General features: G+C 62.7%; 26 protein-coding genes. 11 read left to right on the top strand and 15 right to left on the bottom strand.

What is annotated here, in order from left to right:
• Nucleotides 1-70: 70 nt before the first annotated feature.
• The 3 genes from lysA to argH all read right to left on the bottom strand — a co-directional run bounded on the left by lysA (nt 71) and on the right by argH (nt 3117).
• Nucleotides 71-1336, bottom strand: a complete 1266-nt coding sequence (gene lysA, locus AB7951_RS01650; protein WP_089267614.1) for a diaminopimelate decarboxylase — start codon at nt 1334-1336, stop codon at nt 71-73.
• 6 nt (nt 1337-1342) lie between these two features.
• Nucleotides 1343-1627, bottom strand: a complete 285-nt coding sequence (gene lptM / locus AB7951_RS01645) for an LPS translocon maturation chaperone LptM (RefSeq protein WP_089267832.1) — start codon at nt 1625-1627, stop codon at nt 1343-1345.
• A gap of 92 nt (nt 1628-1719) precedes the next feature.
• Entirely contained in the window at nt 1720-3117 is a 1398-nt protein-coding gene (gene argH, locus AB7951_RS01640; RefSeq protein WP_093758146.1) for an argininosuccinate lyase, read from the bottom strand.
• Between the two features lie 141 nt (nt 3118-3258).
• Here argH and tlpA point away from each other — a divergent pair, with 141 nt between their 5' ends.
• The 3 genes from tlpA (at nt 3259) to AB7951_RS01625 (ending at nt 4843) form a co-directional block, all read left to right on the top strand.
• A complete protein-coding gene (gene tlpA / locus AB7951_RS01635; RefSeq protein WP_439061959.1) occupies nt 3259-3933 on the top strand; it encodes a thiol:disulfide interchange protein TlpA in 675 nt (224 codons plus the stop codon).
• 153 nt (nt 3934-4086) lie between these two features.
• A complete protein-coding gene (locus tag AB7951_RS01630) occupies nt 4087-4446 on the top strand; it encodes a DUF1428 domain-containing protein (RefSeq protein WP_439061960.1) in 360 nt (119 codons plus the stop codon).
• A gap of 19 nt (nt 4447-4465) precedes the next feature.
• On the top strand, nt 4466-4843 hold the full coding sequence (locus AB7951_RS01625; RefSeq protein WP_120287245.1) for a VOC family protein: 378 nt from the start codon (nt 4466-4468) through the stop codon (nt 4841-4843).
• Nucleotides 4844-4884: 41 nt separating this feature from the next.
• Here AB7951_RS01625 and AB7951_RS01620 read toward each other — a convergent pair whose 3' ends face one another.
• Entirely contained in the window at nt 4885-6099 is a 1215-nt protein-coding gene (locus AB7951_RS01620; RefSeq protein WP_439061961.1) for an MFS transporter, read from the bottom strand.
• 68 nt (nt 6100-6167) lie between these two features.
• Between AB7951_RS01620 and AB7951_RS01615 the strand changes: the two genes are divergently transcribed.
• On the top strand, nt 6168-7157 hold the full coding sequence (locus AB7951_RS01615; protein ID WP_439061962.1) for an AraC family transcriptional regulator: 990 nt from the start codon (nt 6168-6170) through the stop codon (nt 7155-7157).
• On the opposite strand, the gene AB7951_RS01610 is transcribed toward AB7951_RS01615, so the two are convergent.
• On the bottom strand, nt 7154-7348 hold the full coding sequence (locus AB7951_RS01610; RefSeq protein WP_439061963.1) for a putative motility protein: 195 nt from the start codon (nt 7346-7348) through the stop codon (nt 7154-7156). The two genes, AB7951_RS01615 and AB7951_RS01610, sit on opposite strands and share 4 nt — an antisense overlap.
• 72 nt (nt 7349-7420) lie before the next feature.
• Nucleotides 7421-8272 carry a LysR family transcriptional regulator gene (locus tag AB7951_RS01605; protein ID WP_089267621.1) on the bottom strand — a complete coding sequence of 284 codons (852 nt, stop codon included), beginning with the start codon at nt 8270-8272 and terminating at the stop codon, nt 7421-7423.
• 109 nt (nt 8273-8381) lie between these two features.
• Here AB7951_RS01605 and AB7951_RS01600 point away from each other — a divergent pair, with 109 nt between their 5' ends.
• Nucleotides 8382-8765 (top strand): tautomerase family protein, encoded by a 384-nt coding sequence (locus AB7951_RS01600; RefSeq protein WP_315844005.1) that lies wholly within the window; start codon nt 8382-8384, stop codon nt 8763-8765.
• A gap of 256 nt (nt 8766-9021) precedes the next feature.
• Here AB7951_RS01600 and AB7951_RS01595 read toward each other — a convergent pair whose 3' ends face one another.
• From AB7951_RS01595 to AB7951_RS01575, 5 genes are all read right to left on the bottom strand, one after another.
• The gene (locus AB7951_RS01595) at nt 9022-9903 is read right to left on the bottom strand and encodes a 3-hydroxybutyryl-CoA dehydrogenase (RefSeq protein WP_089267834.1); all 882 of its coding nucleotides are present in this window, start codon (nt 9901-9903) and stop codon (nt 9022-9024) included.
• A 167-nt stretch (nt 9904-10070) separates the two neighbouring features.
• On the bottom strand, nt 10071-11006 hold the full coding sequence (locus tag AB7951_RS01590) for an electron transfer flavoprotein subunit alpha/FixB family protein (protein ID WP_089267623.1): 936 nt from the start codon (nt 11004-11006) through the stop codon (nt 10071-10073).
• Entirely contained in the window at nt 11006-11755 is a 750-nt protein-coding gene (locus AB7951_RS01585) for an electron transfer flavoprotein subunit beta/FixA family protein (RefSeq protein WP_089267624.1), read from the bottom strand. The genes AB7951_RS01590 and AB7951_RS01585 overlap by 1 nt, the downstream gene beginning before the upstream one ends.
• A gap of 138 nt (nt 11756-11893) precedes the next feature.
• Entirely contained in the window at nt 11894-12466 is a 573-nt protein-coding gene (locus tag AB7951_RS01580) for a cob(I)yrinic acid a,c-diamide adenosyltransferase (RefSeq protein ID WP_068729209.1), read from the bottom strand.
• Nucleotides 12467-12499: 33 nt separating this feature from the next.
• Complete coding sequence (locus AB7951_RS01575) at nt 12500-12694, bottom strand: twin transmembrane helix small protein (RefSeq protein ID WP_439061964.1); 195 nt, start codon at nt 12692-12694, stop codon at nt 12500-12502.
• A 199-nt stretch (nt 12695-12893) separates the two neighbouring features.
• On the opposite strand from AB7951_RS01575, the gene AB7951_RS01570 reads away from it, so the two are divergent.
• The gene (locus AB7951_RS01570) at nt 12894-13754 is read left to right on the top strand and encodes a YihY/virulence factor BrkB family protein (protein ID WP_210269064.1); all 861 of its coding nucleotides are present in this window, start codon (nt 12894-12896) and stop codon (nt 13752-13754) included.
• Here AB7951_RS01570 and AB7951_RS01565 read toward each other — a convergent pair.
• The 3 genes from AB7951_RS01565 to AB7951_RS01555 all read right to left on the bottom strand — a co-directional run bounded on the left by AB7951_RS01565 (nt 13681) and on the right by AB7951_RS01555 (nt 16837).
• Entirely contained in the window at nt 13681-14943 is a 1263-nt protein-coding gene (locus tag AB7951_RS01565) for an ATP-binding protein (RefSeq protein ID WP_120287250.1), read from the bottom strand. The genes AB7951_RS01570 and AB7951_RS01565 overlap by 74 nt on opposite strands.
• Nucleotides 14944-15044: 101 nt before the next feature.
• Complete coding sequence (gene gluQRS / locus AB7951_RS01560; protein ID WP_120288024.1) at nt 15045-15932, bottom strand: tRNA glutamyl-Q(34) synthetase GluQRS; 888 nt, start codon at nt 15930-15932, stop codon at nt 15045-15047.
• Between the two features lie 11 nt (nt 15933-15943).
• On the bottom strand, nt 15944-16837 hold the full coding sequence (locus tag AB7951_RS01555) for a LysR family transcriptional regulator (protein ID WP_093757408.1): 894 nt from the start codon (nt 16835-16837) through the stop codon (nt 15944-15946).
• Between the two features lie 121 nt (nt 16838-16958).
• Here AB7951_RS01555 and AB7951_RS01550 point away from each other — a divergent pair, with 121 nt between their 5' ends.
• Both AB7951_RS01550 and AB7951_RS01545 read left to right on the top strand, forming a co-directional pair.
• Nucleotides 16959-17699, top strand: a complete 741-nt coding sequence (locus AB7951_RS01550) for an SDR family oxidoreductase (protein ID WP_120287251.1) — start codon at nt 16959-16961, stop codon at nt 17697-17699.
• Between the two features lie 45 nt (nt 17700-17744).
• Nucleotides 17745-18644 (top strand): SDR family oxidoreductase, encoded by a 900-nt coding sequence (locus AB7951_RS01545; RefSeq protein ID WP_120287252.1) that lies wholly within the window; start codon nt 17745-17747, stop codon nt 18642-18644.
• 69 nt (nt 18645-18713) lie between these two features.
• On the opposite strand, the gene AB7951_RS01540 is transcribed toward AB7951_RS01545, so the two are convergent.
• Nucleotides 18714-19298, bottom strand: a complete 585-nt coding sequence (locus AB7951_RS01540) for a L,D-transpeptidase (RefSeq protein WP_244528025.1) — start codon at nt 19296-19298, stop codon at nt 18714-18716.
• 652 nt (nt 19299-19950) lie between these two features.
• Between AB7951_RS01540 and AB7951_RS01535 the strand changes: the two genes are divergently transcribed.
• The 3 genes from AB7951_RS01535 (at nt 19951) to AB7951_RS01525 (ending at nt 23568) form a co-directional block, all read left to right on the top strand.
• Nucleotides 19951-20838, top strand: a complete 888-nt coding sequence (locus AB7951_RS01535; RefSeq protein WP_120287253.1) for a cation diffusion facilitator family transporter — start codon at nt 19951-19953, stop codon at nt 20836-20838.
• 77 nt (nt 20839-20915) lie between these two features.
• The gene (locus AB7951_RS01530; RefSeq protein WP_147421571.1) at nt 20916-21299 is read left to right on the top strand and encodes a DUF2946 family protein; all 384 of its coding nucleotides are present in this window, start codon (nt 20916-20918) and stop codon (nt 21297-21299) included.
• A gap of 70 nt (nt 21300-21369) precedes the next feature.
• Nucleotides 21370-23568 (top strand): TonB-dependent receptor domain-containing protein, encoded by a 2199-nt coding sequence (locus AB7951_RS01525; protein ID WP_120287255.1) that lies wholly within the window; start codon nt 21370-21372, stop codon nt 23566-23568.
• The last annotated feature ends 16 nt before the right edge of the window (nt 23569-23584 follow it).

Here is a 23584-nt window from a genome sequence, read left to right as displayed (position 1 = left end):
GTCTCGACCGCTGCGCGGTCGATCCACCCTCCCCGCTGCGCGGCTACGCCGCTTGGGGGAGGGACAAGAGTCACAACCAGGGCGCGGCCTTGTCCATGGCGATCAGCTGCTCGACTTCGATGCGCGGGCGAACCACCGCATACTGGTCGTCCTTCACCAGCACTTCCGGGACCAGCGCGCGGGTATTGTAGGTTCCCGCCTGCACGGCGCCATAGGCGCCGGCGGTCATGATCGCGAGCAGATCGCCGGACTTCAGCTCCGGCAGCTTGCGGTCGAGGGCGAGGTAATCGCCGGTCTCACAGACAGGGCCGACCACATCGACAGCCGCCAGCTTCGCACCGGGCGCTGGCGCCGCCACCGGAAGGATCTCGTGATAGGCCTCGTACAAAGTCGGGCGGATCAGATCGTTCATGGCCGCATCGATGATGACGAAAGTCTTGCCGTCGCCATGCTTCACATGGATGACGCGCGCAACGAGAATGCCGGCATTGCCGACGATCATGCGGCCGGGCTCGAACATCAGCGTGCAGCCGAGATTGTGCGTCACGCGCTTGACCATGGCCGCATAGGCCATCGGCTCCGGCGGTGCGGCGCGGTCCTCGTAATAGGGAATGCCGAGACCGCCGCCGAAATCGACATGCGAAATCGTGTGGCCGTCGTTGCGCAGCACGGTGACAAAATCGGCCAGGATGCGAAATGCCTGCTCCATCGGGGCGAGATCGGTGATCTGGCTACCGATATGCATATCGACGCCGGTGACCTCAATGCCCGGTAGCTTCGCAGCGCGGGCATAGACCTCGCGTGCCTTGCTGATGGGGATACCGAACTTGTTTTCGGACTTGCCGGTGGAGATCTTGGCATGCGTGCCGGAATCCACATCGGGATTCACGCGGATCGAGATCCGCGCCGTACGGCCGGTCTCGCTGGCGATCTCCGACAGCAATGCGAGTTCAGGCTCCGACTCGATATTGAGGCAGAGAATATCCTCATCGAGCGCCAACCGCAGCTCGTCCGCGGTCTTGCCGACGCCGGAAAACACGATCTTCTTCGGCGGAATGCCGGCGGCGAGCGCGCGCTTCAATTCACCACCGGAGACCACGTCAGCGCCCGCGCCGAGCTTGGCCAGCGTGCGCAGCACCGACTGGTTGGAATTCGCCTTCATGGCGTAGCAGACCAGCGCCTTGGTATCGGCAAAGGCCTCGGTAAAGACGCGGTAGTGCCGCTCCAGCGTTGCGGTCGAATAGCAATAGAACGGCGTGCCGACGGCGTCCGCCATTTCAGCAATATCAACGCCTTCGGCGTGCAGCACGCCGTTGCGATAGTCGAAATGGCGCATGGCGAGTTAGTCCAGGATCGGATCGAGCAGGAACGGTTTCTTGCGACCACGAGTCGCTGCCGGCGGGCCCTCATCGACACCGTTCGAAGGCGCGAACACGTCCCTGCCCTTGTTGGCAGCCGACTGTGCATCGGGATCCGCTGCCGGAGCGCCGGTGCCCATCGGCTGCGCGGATGCCTGTGGCGGCAGATCGAGGCCGCCTTTACGGCCGCAGCCAGCCAGCGCCAAAGCAGAAGCGGTCAGAACGAGAATGGCCCATCGCGCGGACGCAGGGCGGGTCGGACAAGTCACAGCGAAATCCCCAAATGCGGGCGCACCATACAAAGATTGCTGCGCTCTGGCGAGACCCCGAAATCCATTGAATTTTCGCACGCCGGGCCCGCTCAGCCCAATTTCCGCTCTTTTTCCAGTCGCTTGAGCCAGGCCTTCGCCTGCGACGTCACATTCTTCGGCGCCGTGCCGCCATAGCTGACCCGGCTCTTCACCGAGGATTCCACCGACAGCACCTTCATCACTTCTGCCGTGATCTTCGGCTCGACAGCCTGCATCTCCTTCAGGTCGAGCTCGTGCAACGCCACGCCCTTCTTGGTGGCGATGCCGACGATCCGGCCGGTGACGTGATGCGCCTCGCGGAACGGCATTTTCAGCGTCCGTACCAGCCAGTCCGCCAGATCGGTGGCGGTGGCATAGCCCTCGCCGGCAGCAAGCTTCATGCGCTCCTCATTGGGCACGAGATCGCGGACCATGCCGGCAATCGCGCGGATCGCCAGCGATAGCGCCGAATAGGCTTCCATCGCGCCCGCTTTGTCCTCCTGCATGTCCTTCTGATAGGCCAGCGGCAGGCCCTTCATGACAATCAACAATCCGGTGAGCGATCCGATCACGCGGCCGGTCTTGGCGCGGACCAGTTCGGCGGCATCCGGATTGCGCTTCTGCGGCATGATCGAGGAGCCGGTGGTGAACTTGTCCGAAAGCCTGACGAGACCAACCAGCGGCGAGGTCCAGATCACGATCTCCTCGGCGAAGCGCGACAGATGCACGGCCGCGATCGAAGCCGCCGACAGCGTCTCGAGTACGAAATCGCGGTCCGACACCGCATCGAGCGAATTCGCCATCGGGCGATCGAAGCCCAGCGCCTTGGCTGTGGCATGGCGATCGATCGGGAATGAGGTACCGGCCAGCGCCGCAGCGCCGAGCGGGCTTTCATTGAGGCGCTTGCGCGCATCGGCGAAGCGGCCGCGATCCCGCGACACCATTTCCACATAGGCCAGCAGATGATGACCGAAGGTCACGGGCTGCGCGGTCTGCAGATGGGTGAAGCCTGGCATGACCGTGTCGGCATGCTCCAGCGCACGATCGACCAGTGCCCGCTGCAGCGACGCAAAGGCCGCATCGATCTCGTCGATCGTATCGCGCACGAACAGACGGAAGTCGGTCGCGACCTGGTCGTTGCGCGAACGCGCGGTGTGCAAGCGGCCGGAGGCCGGGCCGATCAGCTCGCCGAGCCGGCTCTCCACATTCATGTGAATGTCTTCGAGCGCACGCTTGAATGTGAACGCCCCCTTGGTGATCTCTGACAGGATCGTGTCTAGACCGCCTGCGATATTTTTCGCATCTTTCGCGGTGATAATCCCTTGCCTGGCAAGCATCGCAGCATGGGCCTTGGACGCGGTAATGTCCTGGGCATAGAGGTGGCGATCGACGTCGATGGAGACATTGATTTCCTCCATGATGGCGTCGGGGCTTTCATCGAACAGCCCGCCCCACATCTTGTTGCTCACATTGGAGCCCTTACCGTCATTGCTGGACTTGCCGTTGCCCTTGCGCGAAGCCATGAATTGTCACTCATCTTTAACCGCAGCCGACGGATCGTCCGTCGCCAACCGTTGCATAGCCCTAACTGAGACCGAATGACAAACCCTATGCCCGACCAGCCTGCCCCCCGTCCGGCCAAACGCCGCCTGATCGTGCTCGGCGCGGTGCTCGTCGGCGCCGTGATCGGCTTTGCCGCGGTATCCAATATGGATCGGCTGCGGCAGCAGGCTGCGCCGGGCGATCCGACCTGCGCACCGGCCATCGCGCTGTCGAAGAAGATCGAACCGCTGGCGCGCGGCGAAGTTGCCGGCCTGACCATGGCCAAGACGCCACTGAAACTGCCGGACCTCGCTTTCAGGGATGCCGATGGCCAGGAGAAGAAGCTGTCCGACTGGCGCGGCCGGACGGTGCTGGTGAACCTGTGGGCCACCTGGTGCGTGCCCTGCCGCAAGGAAATGCCGGCGCTGAACAACCTCGAGACCAAGCTCGGCGGCCCGGATTTCCAGGTCGTTGCGATCAATATCGACACCCGCGACGCCGAGAAGCCGAAGGCCTTTCTGAAAGACGGCGGCCTCAACCGGCTGGATTATTTCACCGACACCTCAGCCAAGGTGTTCCAGGACCTCAAGGGCATCGGCCGTGCGCTGGGTATGCCGACCTCGGTGCTGATCGACGGCAAGGGCTGCGAGATCGCGACCATCGCCGGCCCTGCCGAATGGGACAGCGAAGATGCCATCAAGCTGCTGAAAGCGGCGGTGAAGCCCGCCGCGGCCAGTTTCTGAAGACCACGGCACAGACAACTGCGACATACGGCCGCCTGCGCGGATCGCAAAATTCTCCAGAATGCTGTCGGATGAACGCAATTGCGTTCGTCTTGAAAACAACCGGGCCACGCGCGCCCGGCGCCGACGCATGACAGCAGGGAGAAACGACCAATGGCCTATATCGACGGATTCCTCGTTCCGGTGCCGAAGAAGAAGCTGAAAGCCTATGCGGCCATCGCGCGCAAGGCCGGCAAAATCTGGCGCGAATACGGCGCACTCGACTATCAGGAATGTGTCGCCGATGACGTCAGCGTCGGCAAATGGACATCGTTCCCGCGCAGCGTGAAACTGAAACCCGATGAGACCGTTATGTTTTCCTATATCATCTACAAGACGCGCAAAGATCGCGACCGCATCAACGCCAAAGTGATGAAGGATCCGCGCCTCGCCAAGATGATGGATCCGAAGGCAATGCCGTTCGATGCCAAGCGCATGATCTATGGTGGCTTCAAGACGCTGGTTTCAGTCTGACGCAACAACGGAGGACGCCATGACGCCGCACGGTCATTTCAACTGGAATGAATTCGTGACGCGCGATCCCGAGCGCGCGAAAGCCTTCTATCAGGAGACCATCGGCTGGACCTATCAGGCCAAGAAGCTGGCGGGCGGCGGCATCTACTGGATCGCAATGATGGACAATGTGCCGGTCGGCGGCATCTTCCACGCGGAAGGCCCGGGCTACGAGAATGTACCCGATGGCTGGATGCCGTATCTCGCGGTCGACGATGTCGATATCAGAGTGAAGAAAGCCGTCGCGGCCGGCGCGACGCTGATGCGGCCGGTATTCGACATTCCCGATGTCGGCCGGCTCGCAATCCTGCTGCAGCCCGGCGGTGCCGGGATCGGCTGGATCACACCGGTCGCGTAAGAGAAGCCGGGAGGCAGCAGGCTGCTGCCTCCCTTCGCGCTTCAGGCCGGCACTTCGCCGCCGCTGCGCGACAGCAATACGAGCAGCGCGCCCGCCAGTGTCGCCGCTGCGAGATAACCAACGGCACCGAACGGACCGAAACCGTCGACCAGAATGCCGCCAACGACTGCGCCAACCGTGATCGCGACCTGGAAAGCCGACACGAGCAGGCCGCCCGCAGATTCAGCTTCGTCCGATGCGACCCGCACCATCCATGTCTGGAAGCCAACCGGCAGCACGCCGAACGCAAAACCCCAGAGGCCAACTGCGATGCCCGCGACAAGGCCCGAAGCGCCAAAGACAAACAGCACCAGCGCGAGCACGGCGATCGCCGCAGATCCCGTGACGATCGCAAGTTTCGCACTGCGGGCGACAAGCACCCCGCCCGCGAAATTGCCGAAGAAACCGCCAACGCCATAAGCCAGCAGGACGAGCGAGATCGCAGTGACCGGAAGCTGCGGCACTTGTTCGAGGAAATGCCGGACGTAAGTGAAGCCGGCGAAGTGGCCCGAGATACTGACGGCGATTGCGATCATCACAAGCCGGACACTGGGCCGACGCAGCAGCACGAACAGCGTGCGCACATCCGGTGATGTGAGCGGCGGCAAGCGCGGCAGCGTCAGCACCTGAAAGACGAGCACGACGGCGCCGACAGCGGCCGCCAGCAAAAACACGTTCCGCCAGCCCCACAGATCGCCAAGATATGCACCGATGGGCGCAGCGCTGACGGTGGCGATCGAAACACCGCTGAAAATCAGCGAGATCGCGCGCGGCAGCGCCTCCGCCGGAACAAGCCGCATCGCTGTGGCCGTTGCCATTGCCCAAAAACCGCTGAGACTGATGCCGAGCAGCACGCGGGCAAGCAACAGGATCGGCAGGTTGCTTGCGGTAGCTGACAGCAGATTGGACACGATCAGCAGCACTGTGAGTGACCACAGGACGACGCGGCGATCCATGGCGCGTGTCACAATGGCCGTCGCAAGTCCGGCGATGATCCCGACAAGGGAGGTCGCCGTCACCACCTGCCCGGCAGCGCCAACCGAGACGCCGAGATCGGTGGCGATCGGCGTGAGTAGGCTGGCCGGCAGGAACTCAGCCGTGACCTGGCTGAACGCGCCAAGCATCAAGGAGACAACAGCCGCCCAGGCCGCGTCCGTCCGCTCAGTGATTATGGGAGAAACATCGGCCTCAAGTGCAGCAGTGGCGGAATCAGTCATGGCAGTCTCCAGCAGGGACCCCGGAGATGGAGATGACCTCCTGGAGTTTCCATGCTAGAAAACCCTCAATGCTTGATCATTCGTCCACACCTGTCGCCACTCACCCCCTGACCGAAATGCTCCGGGGCTTGAAGATTGAGGGCGTCGATTACGTCCGCTGCCGCATGACCGAACCGTGGGGGCTGGTATTCCCGGCACGGCCGAAGGCGCAATTCCACTTCGTCGCCGAACGCGGCTGCTGGCTGCGAACTCTGGATAACGCGTGGGTCCGCCTTGAACCAGGTGATGCGGTCTTGCTGCCGCGCGGCGCGGAACATGCGCTGGCGAGTTCACCCGATGCCTTCCCGGCACCGGTCGAGAATTGCCAGTTCGAGCCGGTGTGCTGCGGCATCCTCGACACCTGCAGCGGTGGCAATAGAGATGGCGAAGAAACCGTGCTGTTCGGTGCCGGCATGACCTTCAACCTCGACAGCCAGCACCCGTTACTTCTGATGATGCCTGAGCTGATGCAGATGCACGAACTTGCCACCGACGAGCCCGCCATCCCGCATCTGCTTGAGGCCATGACGTCCGAACTGGCGCTGGATCGCGTCGGTGCCGGCGGCATGCTGACGCGGCTGGCCGACGTTGTCGCCGCTTCACTGATCCGCAACTGGGTGGAGAAGGGCTGCGGCTCTGCCGGCTGGGTCGCGGCAGCGCGCGATCCCGGTATCGGCCGGGTTCTCGCTGCGATCCATCGCGACCCGACCAGGGATTGGACCGTCGAGGCGCTGGCCAACGTCATGCATGCGTCACGCTCGGCATTTGCGTTGCGCTTCGCCAATGTCGTCGGCCAGACGCCGGCCCGTTACGTCGCGCAATTGCGGATGCAGGAAGCAAAGCAGTGGCTCGTTCGCGACCGCCTGAAGATCGCGGTCGTCGCACGTCGGCTTGGCTATGAATCGGAAGCCGCGTTCAGCCGCGCCTTCAAGCGCATCATCGGCGCGCCGCCGAGCCATTTTCGCGCGACACTGACTGCTGCGTCCAGTCGCGAACGGCCAGCTTCAACAGCGCCTTAAGCGGCGATATCGACGTTGCCGCCGACGCCCGCGCCGAGATTGGCCTGGGAGGCCTGCTGTGCGCCACCGAGCAGCGTGAGCACAGTGTTCTTTTCCATGTTGGCATTCGACTTCATGATCGAGGTCGAAATCTGCTGCTGCGTTCCCGCTGCCTTCATGGCAAGCGCGCTGGCAACCAAAGCCATATCCATCAGAAACACTCCGTAACGTCGTACCGCCGGTATAGCGATGCGGGGTTAACGAATGTTGACCTCGTGCAACAATCAGCCGGCATTCGCTCGGAATGCCGCACCCAGCGTGCGCAGCGCGCCGCGCGCCCGTGCATCGGTGAGGCTCGAATGCAGCATCGTCTCGGCATCCTGCAATTTCGGCAGACCGAGGCGCGGGCCGAGATCGATGCTGCCGGCGGGAGCAACACGGCGGACCAGCGCACCAACGGCGAGACCGGCGGAAATCGCCGCGCCGATGGTCGCAACACCGCCGCCAACGAAGGCTTCGGTCCACGGAATACCAGCCCCATCGAGCGCCGCAATCGCCGCCGAACGGACCGTACATGGCGCGGACTGCGCCGCGAGTCGCAGCGGCTCACCTGGCGCGTGCCGAAAATCCAGTGTGCCCATCCAGCCAAATGGTTCTTCCATCAAGACCTCACCGTCACCACGTCGCCTGTCGATCCGCAACACGATCGCCGCGTCGAGATCGCCAGCGTCATAGGCTGACAGCAGGACCCGCGATGACTCGATCCGCAATTCGATCACCAGGGACGGATCGGTCGCGCTCATGCGTTTCAACACGTCGGCAAGATCAGCGCCGACGAGATGATGGCTGATCCCGACCACGAGACGCCGCCGCTCCGCAGCGAATGAGCCAATGGCCGACTGATGCGCCGCGACGAGATTTCGGGCGGAGGCCAGAAAAGCCGCCCCCTCCGCCGACAGGCGCACCAGCCGCGGCGTTCGCTCCAGCAGGCGCTTACCCAGCCCGCTTTCCAGCCGCTTGATCTTTAGGCTGATCGCCGACTGCGTGCTTCCCATCGCCTCTGCGGCGCGGGTGAAGCTGGTGAGATCGGCCACCAGCACGAAGGCCTGCACGGCCTCGATATCGAGCGCTTTCATTGGCCAATCATTTCAATATGACATCATTGAAATATTATTTCATACGATTTTCCAATGATCAATATGGGATTAGGTTTGCTGCATCGGATTTGAACGACAGGAGACCACCATGCCGCTGGTTCGCATTTCACTGAAGAAGGGCAAGCCCGCCGCCTATCGGGAGGCGATCGCCGACGGCGTCTATCAGGCGCTGCGCGAGACCTTCAACGTCCCGGAGGGCGACCGTTTCGTCACCATCTCGGAGCACGAGGATGGCACTTTCATCTATGATCCGAATTATCTCGGCATTCGCCGGACCGATGACCTCGTCATCATCCAGTTGACGGTGAGTAACACCCGCCCGCGTGAGCAGAAGCAGGCGCTCTACAAACGGATCGTCGAGAAGCTGACTGACAGACCGGGCCTGCGGCCCGAAGACGTCTTCATCAACCTCGTCGAGGTGCTGCCCGAGAACTGGTCGTTCGGCAACGGCGTGGCGCAGTACGTGACATGATTACGCAGCGCGAGACATTGATGGCGCATCTGTGCGGAGTCGGCATGGGCATGGCGACGATTATCAGTCTAGTGCCGGCGACGGTGAGCTTGATGCGGGCTCTCATCTAGCCAGGCGCTCCGTCATGCCCGCGCGAGGCGCGGCTTCGCTGGATGTCGCGGGCATCCACGTCTTATTTCGCTGGCCACAAAAACGTGGATGGCCGGGACAAGCCCGGCCATGACGAAGTCTTACTCTAAAGGACGGCGCGCAAAACTTAGCGCGTCGGGATCGGCTTCTCGCCGCGGTAGTCGTAGAAACCGCGCTGGGTCTTGCGACCGAGCCAGCCGGCTTCGACATATTTCACCAGCAGCGGGCACGGCCGATACTTGGAGTCGGCAAGGCCTTCATGCAGCACCTGCATGATCGACAGGCACGTATCGAGGCCGATGAAATCGGCGAGTTCGAGCGGGCCCATCGGGTGATGCGCACCGAGCTTCATCGCAGCATCGATGGCTTCGACATTGCCGACGCCTTCATACAGCGTGTAGATCGCCTCGTTGATCATCGGCAACAGAATGCGGTTGACGATGAAGGCCGGGAAATCTTCCGAAACGGCGATCTGCTTGCCGAGCCTCGTGACGAAGTCCTTGGACGCATCGAAGGTCGCGTCATCGGTAGCAATGCCGCGGATCAGTTCGACCAGCTCCATCAACGGCACCGGATTCATGAAGTGAATGCCGATGAACTTCTCGGGACGGTCGGTCGACGCGGCGAGGCGCGTGATCGAGATCGACGATGTGTTGGAGGCGATGATTGCCTCCGGCTTCAGCACAGCGCAGAGATCGTGGAAGATCTTGCGCTTGATCTCTTCCTTCTCGACAGCGGATTCGATCACGAGATCGCAATCGGCAAGGCCGTCCATCGTGTCCGACGAGGTGATGCGATCCAGCGCGGCCTTGCGTGCATCCTCGGTGATGACCTTCTTCGACACCTGACGCGACAGGTTGCCGTTGATCGTCGCCATGGCAGACTTCAGGCGGTCGGCAGAGACATCGTTCAGCACAACTTCGAGGCCGCCCAATGCAGCCACATGCGCAATGCCATTGCCCATCTGGCCCGAGCCGATCACGCCGACTTTCTTGATCATAACCGCCATCTTGCTTGTCATCTCTGGGAACACGCCGCCCGCGCATGCCGCGTTCGGAAAGCTATCTTTACATAAAATATCGGCCGGAGTCAGTCACTCCGGCCGATGTCGTTAATTGAGGCGCAAAGCCCTAGTTCAGCAAGGCCTTATTTGCCAAATCCTTGCCTGCCGGGCCTCTACTTGCCGAGTGCTTCGGTCAGCTCCGGCACGGCCTGGTAGAGGTCGGCGACCAGGCCATAATCGGCGACCTGGAAGATCGGCGCGTCTTCGTCCTTGTTGATCGCGACGATCACCTTGGAGTCCTTCATACCGGCGAGATGCTGGATCGCGCCGGAAATGCCGATGGCGATATACAGCTCCGGAGCCACGACCTTGCCGGTCTGGCCGACCTGCCAGTCGTTCGGGGCATAACCGGCATCCACCGCGGCGCGCGAGGCGCCGACACCGGCGCCGAGCTTGTCGGCGAGCGGCTCGATGTATTTGGCAAAGTTCTCGCGGCTCTGCATGGCACGGCCACCGGACACGATGATCTTCGCCGAGGTCAGTTCCGGACGATCGCTCTTGGCCATGTCCTCGCCGACGAAGGTCGACAGACCGGGATTCTCGGCCGTCTTGGCGTCTTCCACCGCCGCGCTGCCGCCTTCACCGGCTGCACCGAAGGTCGAGGTACGCACCGTAATGACCTTCTTGGCGTCCTTGGACTTTACGGTCTGGATCGCGTTACCGGCATAGATCGGACGCTCATAGGTGTCGGGCGCAATCACCTTGGTGATTTCCGACACCTGCATCACGTCGAGCAGAGCGGCGACGCGCGGCATCACATTCTTCGAGCGCGTGGTCGCAGCGGCGATCAGCACGTCATAGGCAGGGGCCAGCGACACGATCAGCGCGGCCAGCGGCTCGGCGAGGTCGTGGGCATAGGACGCGTCGTCGGCGAGCAGCACCTTGGTGACGCCCTGCAGCTTAGCGGCAGCTTCCGCGGCCGGCTTCGCATTCTGGCCGGCAACGAGGATATGCACCTCGCCGCCGATCTGGGTGGCGGCGGTGAGCGCCTTGTTGGTGGAATCCTTCAGGGTGGCGTTGTCGTGATCGGCAAGCAGCAATGTCGGCATTAGAGCACCCCGGCTTCAGTCTTGAGTTTCGATACCAGTTCGGCGACGTCCTTGACCTTGACGCCGGCCTTGCGGCCGCCCGGTTCGCTGGTCTTGATGATCTCGAGACGCGGAGAGATATCGACGCCGTAACCATCGGCGGTCTTCTCGTCGATCGGCTTCTTCTTTGCCTTCATGATGTTCGGCAGCGACGCGTAGCGCGGCTCGTTCAGACGAAGATCGGTGGTGACAATTGCCGGTCCCTTGAGCTTGACGGTTTGCAGACCGCCATCGACTTCACGGGTCACGGTGACGTCGTCGCCTTCGACAACCAGCTTGTTGGCGAAAGTCGCCTGCGGCCAGCCGAGCAGCGCGGCCAGCATCTGGCCGGTCTGGTTGGCGTCGTCGTCGATCGCCTGCTTGCCGAGGATCACCAGGCCGGGCTTTTCCTCATCGGCGACGGCCTTGAGGATCTTCGCCACGGCGAGCGGCTCGACGGTGCCTTCAACCTTGACGAGGATGCCACGGTCGGCGCCCATCGCGAGGCCGGTGCGGAGGGTTTCGGACGCCTGTGCGGGACCGATCGAGACCACGACCACCTCGGTTGCCTTGCCGGCCTCTTTCAGGCGCAGGGCTTCCTCGACAGCGATTTCGTCGAACGGATTCATCGACATCTTGACGTTGGACAGTTCGACGCCCGATCCGTCGCTCTTGACGCGAACCTTGACGTTGTAATCGACCACCCGTTTGACCGCGACCAGAACCTTCATCGATCCTCTTTCGTGTGAGTTTTATTGTTTCAGAGCTTGCTCGGAAGCTTGGGCGCGGAACCTAAAGCCCCTGCCACACGGGGTCAACGCGCCAGACCCGAAAATCGAATGTCTCTAGGCCCGCCGATTTAGCCGAAATTACCGGTTCTGGCCGGGCACCCAGAGCACGTCGCCGGCGCCATTGTCGTTCTGCGAGCGGCTGGCGACGAACAGGAAGTCCGACAGCCGGTTCATATACTGGATACCAGCGTCGGAGACCGGCTCATCGGGCTGGGCGGCGAGTTCCACCATGATCCGTTCCGCACGGCGGCAGATCGTCCGGGCGACATGAAGGTGAGCGGCGGCAGGAGTTCCGCCAGGCAAAACAAACGAGGTCAGATCGGCCAGCGGCGCGTTGAGCATGTCAATATCATTCTCCAACCGCTCGACCTGACTCGCCAGCAGGCGCAGCCGCTCGGCCTTGCCCTCGCGCTGCGGAACCGCGAGATCGGCCCCGAGATCGAACAGATCGTTCTGGATCAGCCCGAGCATCGCATCTAGGGACCGCGCATGAGCGAGATGCAGTCGCACCACGCCGATCGCGGCATTGGTCTCATCCACGGTTCCATAGGCGCTGACGCGGAGATCGTATTTCGGCCGACGTTCGCCGGTGCCGAGGGCCGTCGTGCCGTCATCGCCGGTGCGGGTGTAGATGCGGTTGAGAACGACCATCGAATTGATCCAGCGCCAGTTAAGGAATTTGCGTCAGCGGCCCATCGCCCAGACGGTGGCCATAGTGAGCATAATGGCGACGAATTGTAGCACCACGCGCCACCGCATCAGCTTCTGCGAGCGATCCGGCGAGCCGCCGCGCATCATGTTGAACAGGCCAAGCAGCAGGACCAGCGCAACGGCGCCGACCGCGATGGGGAGGATAATATTGCTGAGCGTTGACGTCATATCAGCTACATAACACTGCGTCACAGGCTGCGCTATCGTCAGTCGTCAAAATGACACAGCGGTTACGCGCGCGCCGCAATGCAACGATCTGGCTTTTTCGCGTTAGATATCAGAAGCTAACATGAGGGCCGGTGATTTGCCGGGCCGATCCCGGACCAGGTGGCACGTGGGGCAGATACGCACCGTCTACGATGTTGTGATGGACGCCTTCTATACGTTTCTTGCCGATGACGGCTGGGCGATCGCCAGCCATATCGCCCTCTCCACCCTGATGGCGCTGTTTCCGTTCCTGATCGTGCTGGCCTCGCTGGCCGGCTTTTTCGGCTCCAAGAATCTCGCCGATCAGGCCGTCGGCCTGCTGCTGGAGGTCTGGCCCGATCAGGTGGCCGGCGCCCTGTCCTCGCAGATCCACGACGTGCTGACCACCACCCGCGGCGATGCGCTGACCATCGGTCTCGTGCTCGCAGTGTATTTCGCCTCCAACGGAGTCGAGAGCCTGCGCGTCGCGCTGAACCGCGCATACTCGGTGATCGAGCTGCGACGCTGGTACTGGCTGCGGCTGGAGTCGATCGGCTACACGCTGGTCGCTGCCGTCACTGCGCTGGCCATGGCGTTCCTGATCGTGCTCGGCCCGCTGATGCTGGAAATCGTACGGCGCTATGTGCCGCTGATGGTCGAGAACAACGAGCGGCTGCTGACGGTGGCGCGTTACGGCATCACCATCGTCGCCATGGTGATCGCATTGTTCATCCTGCATGTGTGGCTGCCGGCAGGCCGCCGCACCTTCAGTCAGATCCTGCCGGGCATCATCTTCACGATGCTGGCGTCGCTGGCCTCGGGTATCGGCTTCGGTCTTTATCTGGCGCGCTTCGCCAACAACTATGTCACCATGTATGCCGGCCTGGCATCGGTGATCATCGCGCTGGTGTTTCTGTACTTCATTGCGGCGATCTTCGTGTTTGGCGGCGAACTCAATGCCGCCATCATCAAGTCGCGGCTGCCCCACGGCGTCTCGCTTCAAGCAGCGCAGTCGCTAGCGCCCGCGGAGACACCGGTTTGATCAGAAACGCGTCGGCGCCCGCCTGACGCGATGCGGCTTCATCTTCACTGCGACCGGACACCCCAATGATCGCGACGCGGCCATGCGGCGCCTTCAGCGCACGGATCTGCCGGATCGCCTCGACGCCGTCGATACCCGGCAGCACCATGTCCATGAGCACCGCATCGAACGTGCCCTGCGCGACGCGCTCCGCCGCTGCTTCGCCACGACCGATGAACTCGGCCTGATGACCGAGTTCGGTGAGAATGGCATTGAGCACGACGCGACCAAACGGATTGTCCTCGACGCTCAGCACCCGCAGCGCATCTCCCGGAGCAAAAGAAGCATCATCGGCGCTCGACATGATGGCGATCGGACCACTCGTCTTGTCGAGGCCGACCGTCAGCGTGAACACTGTCCCACCACCGCGGCTCTGCGCTACAGTGATGTCGCCACCCATGGCGCGGGCGAGTTGTTTGACCGACGACAGACCGAGGCCGGCACCGCCAAAACGCGATGCGATCGACACATTGGCCTGCGAGAACGGTTTGAACAGCCGCTTGATCTCCGCCAGCGTGAGACCGATGCCGCTATCGGAGACGGTGAAGGATACGCCGACCTTGCCCGCCATGCGCACGGGCGAAACTTTCAGCGCGACATTGCCCTGCTCGGTGAATTTCACCGCATTGTCGATCAGATTTTCCAGCGCCGCGCGCAGCCGCACGGGATCGCCGATCACAAACACCGGCAGTCTGTCGGAGATCGCGACCCGCGACAGCAGTCCCTTGGCAGCCGCGCGGCCCGCGAGCGAGTCGCCGATGTTGCGGGCAAGCGCGCGCAGATCGAAGAAATCCTGCCGCAGTTCGAATCTGGATTTGCTGCTGCGCGCCGCATCGACGAACAATGTCGCGAGACCCGCCAGATGTTCGGCGCCAGCCTTGATCGTCTCGACCCAGCGCCGCTCACGCTCGTCGAGATCGGAGGTGGCCAGCAGATCGCTGACCGCAAGAATGCCGGTCAGCGGCGTGCGCACCTCATGGGCAAACACCGCCAGCGCGGTTTCCACCATCGTATCGGCACGCGCGGATCTGCGCTTGGCGCGCGGCTTCGATGCAAGCTTCTTTACCGCACGCTTCTTGGCCACGCGTTTTTTCAGCGTTTGCTTGGTGCGCGTCCGCATCTTGCGCGGAGAGCGCGATGTCAGCGCCATATGTTGCCCACCCGTCCCGGCGGCACCATGCCACGGCGAGGCGCGCGGAGTCACGCCGCGGGTCTGGTCCAGCTTGCGAATTTCTTGCGGCGCGCTTGCGGCTAACTTGCGGCGGCCGGGTCAGGCAGCCCGACCATGCGGCGGATATCCGCCGGTGTAGCGCCTTGCGCCCGCAACTCCCGCAGGCTGGTGGAGCCGGTCGATTTCGACAGTTTTGCGCCGGTGCCATCGCGCACCAGCGGGTGGTGCCGATAGACCGGTTGCGGCAGGCCGAGCAGTTGCTGCAGCAGCCGGTGCACGCTGGTCGACCAGAACAGATCCTGGCCGCGCTCCACATGGGTCACCCCCTGCAGCGCATCATCGAGGACAACCGAGAGATGATAGCTGGTCGGTGTTTCCTTGCGGGCCAGGATCACATCGCCCCAGGCTTCCGGCTGCGCAGCAACGATACCCGTCTCGCCGCCCGGACCCGCCCCCCGCTCGGTCCATGTGAGCGGACCGCTGGCCGCAATGGCTCTGGCCATATCGAGCCGCAGCGCCATCGGGGCATCTGCCTGTTTGAGTTCGGCGACGGCCTGCGGCGACAACGATCTGGCAATGCCTGGATAGAGAGGCGCACCATCGGGATCGCGCGGCCATGAGCCTTTCGCTTCTTCGGCCGCGATCATGCGCGCGATCTCGGTGCGGCTCTCGAAGCTCGGATAGAGCAATCCCATGGCGGCGAGCCGCTCGGTCGCGGCGCGGTAGTCGGCAAAATGCTGCGACTGTCGCCGTACCGGCATCTCCCAGGCGATACCGAGCCAGGCGAGATCCTCGTAGATCGCCGCCTCGAATTCCGGCCGGCAGCGCGTGACATCGATATCCTCGATCCGCAGCAGCAACCGGCCACCGGCCTCGCGCGCCAGATCGAAATTCAGCAGCGCCGAAGCGGCGTGGCCGAGATGCAGATAACCATTGGGGCTGGGCGCGAAGCGAAAAACAGGAGCCATCGCAGGTTTCATTAAATGAGGTCGCGCGCAAAAGCACGCGTCAGCCAGTCCATGAACACGCGCACCCGCGGCGAGAGCTGGCGGTTGCGCGGATAGAGCAACGACACCGGCGACGGCGTCGGCGGATGTTGCGGCAATACCTCCACCAGCGTGCCACCGGCGAGTTCGCTCTTGACCCGATAACGCGGCACCTGCACCAGACCGAAGCCGAGTTTCGCCATCGCCGCGTAGTTATCGGCACTGTTCACCGTGATCGCAACCGGCAACGTGACATAACGCAACGCGCCGTCGTCCTGAAATTCAAGCGGCAGCACCGCGCCCGTCGCCGACGAGTGATAGCCGACCATGCGATGACCTTTGAGCGCATCAATGGACAAAGGCACGCCGGTGCGCGCGAGATAGGACGGCGCGGCGCAGGTGACTTCGTCCATCATGGTCAGCCGCCGCGCCACCATATCGCTGTCGCGAAGCTCGCCGACACGTACCACGCAGTCGATGCCTTCACGGATCAGGTCGACCAACCGATCGCCCTCGCTGAGATAGAGCTGGATATCAGGATATTCGGCGAGAAAGTCCGGCAGATGCGGCAGCACGAAATTGCGCGCCAGCGTGCCATTCATATCCACCCGCAACGGCCCTTTCGGCTTGGCGCCGCAGAACGCGCTTTCGGCGTCTTCGAGATCGGCGATCAGCGTCAGGCAGCGCCGGTGATAGGCCTCGCCGTCCAGCGTCGGCCGCACCAGCCGCGTGGTGCGCTCAAGTAACCGCACGCCGAGCCGCGCCTCGATCTGCTTGACGGCATCGGTCACGGTCGAACGCGGCAGGCCGAGATCCGCCGCCGCCGCCGTAAAGCTGCGCCGCTCCACCACCCGGGTGAACACCCGCATCGTCTCGAAACGGTCCATCTATTTGTTCGTTAAATCCGAATTGTGATGCCAGATAATGCATCATTATCCGGAAAATGGAATGGCCTAGATTTCTCCTATCAGAGCGGCACCGCTGCTCACCACACCGAGGAGAACGAAAATGGCAAACGGAACCAATAAGGTAGCTATTATCACCGGCGCCTCACGCGGCATTGGCGCCGCCATCGCGGAGCGGCTGGGCCGCGACGGCTTCACGGTCATCGTCAATTATTCCGGCAATGCCGCGCCGGCCGAGGCGGTCGCGCAAAAGATCGAAGCCGCGGGCGGCCGCGCGCTGACCGCCAAGGCCGATGTCAGCGATCCCGCCGCTGTGCGCGGGATGTTCGATGCAGCGGAAGCAGCCTTCGGCGGCGTCGATGTACTGGTCAACAATGCCGGTATCATGAAGCTGGCGAAATTCGCCGATGCCGACGATGCGTCGTTCGACCAGCAGATCGCGGTCAATCTGAAAGGTACGTTCAACACCATGCGCGAGGCCGCCAAGCGGCTGCGCGATGGCGGCAGGGTCGTGAACTTCTCCACGGGCGTGGTTGGCACCAAGCTCGAGAGCTACGGCATCTATGCCGCCACCAAGGCTGCGGTCGAAACCATGACGGGTATCATGGCCAAGGAGATGCGGGGCCGCTCGATTACCGTGAACGCCATCGCGCCCGGCCCGACCGCAACCGACCTGTTCCTCAATGGCAAGTCACCGGAGCTGATCGAGCGTTTCGCCAAGGCGACGCCAATGGAGCGCCTCGGCACACCCGAGGACATCGCCAATGTCGTTGCCTTCTTGGTCGGTCCGGAAGGCGGCTGGATCAACGCCCAGGTGCTGCGCGCCAATGGCGGGCTGGTCTGAACCAAACGCCAACACCCTCAAGAACCATTCAAAGGAATACGTGTCATGAAACACGTTATTGTCATCACCGGCGCATCGAGCGGCTTTGGCGCGCTCACCGCCCGCGCCCTCGCCGAGGCCGGTCACACCGTTTATGCCAGCATGCGTGAGACCACCGGCCGCAATGCGTCGGCCGTCGCCGACGTCGCAAAGTATGCCGCTGAGCACAAAGTCGATCTCCGCAGCGTCGAACTCGACGTCGCCTCGCAGGAATCGGCCGATGCCGGCATCGGCCGGATCATCGCCGACAACGGTCACCTCGATGTCGTCATCCACAATGCCGGGCACATGTCATTCGGGCCCGCAGAAGCCTTCACGCCGGAGCAATTCGCACAGCTCTACGACATCAACGTTCTGTCGACCCAGCGCGTCAATCGCGCAGCGCTGCCGCAACTGCGCAAGCAGGGCAAAGGTCTCCTCGTCTGGATATCGTCATCCAGCGCACGCGGCGGCACACCACCCTATCTGTCGCCGTATTTCGCCGCGAAGGCGGCGATGGATTCGCTTGCAGTCTCCTATGCCGGCGAACTGACGCGCTGGGGCATCGAAACCTCGATCATCGTGCCCGGCGCCTTCACCAAGGGGACCAACCACTTCGCACATTCCGGCAAACCGGCCGACACCGCTCGCGCGGCTGAATACGACGACGGTCCCTATGCCGGGGTACCTGATATGGCGTTGAAGGGCTTGGCTTCGCTGGAGCCCACCGATGCGGATGCTGCCGATGTGGCAAAAGAGATCGTCCGCGTGGTCGATCTGCCGTTCGGCAAGCGCCCGTTCCGCAGTCACATCGATCCGTCGGAAGATGGCGCCGAGATCGTCAACGGTGTCGCGGACCGCGTTCGCGCCGAGATGTTCCGCCGCATCGGCATCGCCGATTTGCTAATACCGCGAGTGAATGCCTGAGACGGGATGTCATCAACGAAAATGGGGCGAGCGTGAACAACGCCCGCCCCATTTTACTGAGACACAGAGTTAGGACTCGGCGCGGCCGCTCTGGATCACCACCACGCGGCTGCCGATCTTCACGCGATTGTAGAGATCGACGACGTCCTGATTCATCAGCCGGATGCAGCCGCTGGAGACGGCATGGCCGATGGTCTCGGGCTCGGTGGTGCCATGGATGCGGAACATGGTGTCGCGGTCGCCCTGATAGAGATACATCGCGCGCGGCCCGAGCGGATTATCGATGCCGCCCTCCATGCCGCCAGCCATCTTGCGATAGCGCGCGGGTTCGCGGTTCATCATGTTTTCCGTCGGGGTCCAGTGCGGCCACTCGGCCTTGCGCTTGATCACAGCAGCGCCGGCAAAAGCGAGGCCGGCCTTGCCGACGCCGATGCCGTAGCGCATCGCCTTGCCATCGCCTTCCACGAGATAGAGATGCCGTGCGGCCGTATCGACCACGATGGTGCCGACGGGCTCCTTGGTGCGGTAGGCGACGCGCTGACGCAGCATCGCCGAATCGATTCCGGAGACGTCGATGGCCGGCAGCGTGTGCTCGCCGTCATTCAACTCGGCATAGCTGGCGGACGGACCGCCAAAGCCGGTGGACGACACCATCCCCCCGCTGCTTGCACATCCTGCCAGCACAGCGGGCAACATCAAAAGCGCCAGAAGGCGCAGCCCGCGTGATCCACCAAAACCTGTCATTCCCAACCCTTGCTGCAACGCGTCCAACGCGGACGACCCGCACCTCATACAGGGCTGAGCGATCAAATCAGGCTCAACAGCGTGTCATTTCGCTCATAGAACAGCTCTGCGCTGCACTTTGCGCCCCGCTGTGGTGATCGCGCCACAGCCGCGCAGGCTCACGAATAACCTCAGGTTGATCGATCGCCTTTGAGGGTCGGCCGGCGCGCGCAAACCTGCCCATGGAACCGCCGCCGCCGCGATGCCCGCCGACGCGCGCCGAAGCGCTCCACCATGGTCCCTCCGGGCTTGTTGAGGCCGACGACATTGAGAACCGCGCCATGACGACACGATCCAGCACGATGTCGTCCCGCAACTATCAATGCGCGGACGACCGCTACAAATGCCACGCGCATGACGAGATCGATATCATGTCCATTGGGAGGACGACCTGCTCGATGAAGTCCACGCGCCTTATAATGCGAAGCACTTGCAGCTGGATTTCACGGCTTGCATCGTTGTGATCGGCATATTAGAGCACACAGCCGCGTGAGACTTCGCGTTACCCCAACGAGATTTTCAGATGACAAGCGTTCGCAGTCTTGCGCAAGGCAGCATTGCCGTTGGCCTGCTGGTCCTCGGTATGAAATACGCCGCCTATCATCTGACCGGCAGCGTCGCACTGCTGTCCGATGCGATTGAAAGCATCGTCAATGTCGTGACAGCCATCGTCGTTTTGCTTGCGACCACGCTGAGCGCGAAACCGGCAGACGACGATCATCCCTACGGGCATCATAAAGCTGAATATTTCTCGGCCGTGCTCGAAGGCGTGCTGATCGTGCTCGCCGCCATCCTGATCCTGCGTGAAGCCTATCAAGGCTATCTGGTGCCGCGCCTCGTCGAAGCGCCCTGGGTCGGGCTGCTCCTCAACGGAGCGGCGAGTATCATCAATGCCGGTTGGGCATGGGTGCTGATCCGGCAAGGTCGCCTTCACCGCTCGCCAGCTCTCGCAGCGGACGGCCGCCATCTATTGTCCGACGTGTATTCTTCAATCGGCGTTCTCGGCGGCGTCGGAGTAGCAGCACTGTCGGGCATCGCCATTCTCGATCCGATCCTTGCGGCGCTCGTCGCGCTCAACATCCTGTGGGCCGGTTGGGGCCTGATGAAAGAATCGCTCAGCGGATTGATGGATGAGGCCATCCCGCCAGCCATGCTCGCGAGCATCAAGCAGACCATATCGGCCCATGCCGACGGCGCCATCGAGGCTCACGACCTGCGCACCCGCCGCGCCGGCAGCATGACCTTTATCGATTTCCATCTGGTGGTGGCAGGATCGACCACCGTGAGCGCCGCGCACGACATTTGCGACAAGCTCGAGACCGCGATCCGCCAGGAGATCGGCGAGGCTCTGATCACCATCCATGTCGAACCCGACGACAAGGCCAAGCATTCCGGCATCGTCGTTCTCTAGATTTCGGGTAACTTCGCTCCACGAACGGCTTTGACAGGTTCCGCCCCCGTGTTAATCGGGAGGCGAGGATCGTTCCCGTGACACATGTTTCGCGCAAACGCTGGTTTGGGGCCGTGGCATCTTTGGCCGCTGCCTATGCGCTTGTGCTCAATGTCGTGCTGTCCAGCCTGTTGCTCGCCGCGATCTCGCCGACTGCGCAGGCCGCAGGCTTCGAGCTCTGCCTCACCCATCCCGACCTTGCCGCATCCCCTGATGACACCGGCAAGACGTCAGGCGCTCCAGCGGTGCATTGCCCGATCTGCGTCGGCACCCATGCGCCGGGCGCTCCGCCTGCCTCCGCTACTTTCCTCGTCTCGCGCATCGCCATCGCGATCGCTCCCGTAGCTGCCCTCGACGATCGCATCGTCGCGACCGCCGCAACCTCCGACCACCGGGCCCGCGCGCCACCGCGCCTGAGCTGACGTTCCACGCCGTCAGACGCCGCGCATCAGCGCGCGCGTTGCTCAGTTCAATCCCGGTGGAGTTTTCCCCATGCTATCCGTTTCCATGCGGCTGCGCAGCGTCCTGCTCGCATCCGCGGCCGCGCTCATTCCAGGCGCGGTGTCGGCCCAATCGGCCCTTTCAACATCGCTTCCGGCGGTTACCGTCGATGCACCCGCGCAGCAGCGCACTGTCGCCTCGCGCAAGCCTCGCAACGCGGCGCCAAACGCCCGCACGGCCCGCAGCACCCCTGCGGCAACGCCAGCATCTGTCGGCGCGCAGGCCCCGACCGTCCCAGGGGCCCTTACGGTGCTCACCGCGCAGCAGGCACTCCGCGAGATCCAGCAGACACCCGGCGGCGTCGCGCTGGTGACGGCGGATGCGTGGCGAACATCGACGCCGTCGAACACCATCAAGGACATCCTCGACTACGTACCGGGCGTATTCGCGCAGCCGAAATGGGGCGACGACACCCGGCTGTCGATCCGCGGTTCGAGCCTGTCGCGCAATTTCCATCTGCGCGGCGTGCAGCTCTATATGGACGGCATCCCGATCAACACCGCCGACGGCTATGGCGATTTCCAGGAGATCGACCCGACCGCCTATAAATATGTCGAGGTGTTCAAGGGCGGCAACGCATTGCGCTTCGGCGCCAATTCGCTCGGCGGCGCGATCAATTTCGTGACACCCACTGGCCGCGATCCTTTTCCGAACGGCGCGTCGGTCGACATGGGTGCTTTCGGCTTCCGCCGCCTGCAAGCCAACACCGGCGGCGCCAATGGTCCGTGGGACGGTTTCATCACGGCCTCGACGCAGTCCGCCGATGGCTTCCGCGATCACAGCAATGGCGAGGCCACGCGGGTCAGCGGCAATGTCGGCTACCAGTTCTCACCGGATTTCGAGACCCGCTTCTATCTCAACGCCAACAGCGTGCGGCAGCGCATTCCCGGCTCGGTCAGCAAAGACAGCGCGCTGAATTCGCCGACCACCGCCGCGGCCAGTAACCTCACCGGTGATCAGCAGCGCAATATCGACACGGTGCGCCTCGCCAACAAGACCACCATCCGGCTCGACAATACTACGATCGACTTTGGCGTCTTCGGCGTCGATCGGCACCTGATGCATCCGATCTTCCAGTATCTGGATTACAGCTATCAGGATTATGGCGGCTTCGCGAAAGTAACCGACGACCGCAATATCGGCGGCTATCGCAACGTGTTTGTCGCCGGCGTCAATGTGATCAACGGCAGGATCGACAACAACCAGTATGTCAATGTCGCGGGCCAGAAGGGCGCGCTGGCGTCGTCCTCGATCGACCGCTCGAAGAACACGTCGGTCTATGTCGAAAACTCACTTTACGTTCTGCCGACTGTCGCGGTGATTGGTGGCACGCAGTTCCTCTACGCCACGCGCAATCGGCAGGATCGTTTCCTGAGCGATGGCGACCAATCGGGCGCCACCGAATTCAACCTGTGGAGTCCGAAAGGCGGATTGCTCTGGAATATCGATCCGACCTGGCAGGCTTACGCGAATATCTCGCGCAGTGCCGAAGTCCCGAGCTTCGGCGAGAGTTCGAACGGCCCGGGCATCCCGACGATTCCCTTCACCAGCATCCGGCCACAGCGTGCGACGACCTATGAAATCGGCACCCGTGGACGACGGCCAGACCTGACATGGGAATTGACGGGCTATCGCGCTAACATTACCGACGAATTGCAATGTATTTACAGCGCCTTCGGCAATTGCAACGTCACCAATGCGGATCGCACCATCCATCAGGGCATCGAGGCCGGTCTCGGCATCGCCGTGTTCAAGGGCATGTTCGACGCAGGTCCACAGCCAGACAAGCTCTGGCTCAACATGGCCTACACGTTCAACGACTTCCGCTTCGACAATGACGCGACTTTCGGCAACAACCTGCTGCCGGGCGCGCCGCGGCACTATCTGCGCGCGGAATTGCTCTACAAACATGCCAACGGGTTCTATCTCGGCCCCAATCTCGAATGGGTGCCGGAAGCTTACTATGTCGACAGCGCCAATACGCTGAAGACCGAACCCTATGCGCTGCTCGGCCTGAAAGCCGGCGTCGATAATGGCGGCACATATTCGGGCTATATCGAAGCACGCAACGTGCTCGACACCCGCTACATCGCCTCCGCCAGCATTCTCAATCAGGCCACGGCGACATCGCCGCTGTTCGAACCCGGCACCGGCCGCGCCATCTATGCCGGCGTCAAGGCGAGGTGGTGAAGATGACGAATTCCGC

It is taken from the genome of Tardiphaga sp. 285_C5_N1_2, assembly GCF_052076065.1.
Classification (GTDB): domain Bacteria; phylum Pseudomonadota; class Alphaproteobacteria; order Rhizobiales; family Xanthobacteraceae; genus Tardiphaga; species Tardiphaga robiniae.
The sequence above is the reverse complement of the archived record's forward strand: the minus strand, read 5'-3'. Positions and strand labels throughout refer to the sequence as shown.